The 231-nt window shown below is 30.3% G+C and carries 1 protein-coding gene; it reads left to right on the plus strand.

Features of this window, described 5'->3' with window-relative positions; all coding sequences use genetic code 11:
- The coding region (locus tag AB1471_RS18010) for a methyltransferase domain-containing protein (protein ID WP_367781084.1) at nt 1-231 on the plus strand (231 nt) is incomplete at both ends.

Here is a 231-nt window from a genome sequence, read left to right on the forward strand (position 1 = left end):
AAAAGTATAAGAGTGTCAATTTTCTGGCTCTTGACTATTCAAAAGAGTTAGTTGAACTTGGAAAGACTTATATAATTGAACGTAATTTAAAAAACTTAGATTTTGGTCAAGGTGATATCTTTGAATTAAATTCTTTTTCCAAGTTTGATGGTTGCACTAGTATGCAAACTTTAAGTTGGCTGACCAGCTATCAGAGTGCTCTAGAATCAATTTTTAGTTCAATAAATCCAA

The sequence above is a fragment of the Jeotgalibacillus marinus genome (genome assembly GCF_040801915.1).
Classification (GTDB): Bacteria; Bacillota; Bacilli; order Bacillales; family Jeotgalibacillaceae; genus Jeotgalibacillus; species Jeotgalibacillus marinus.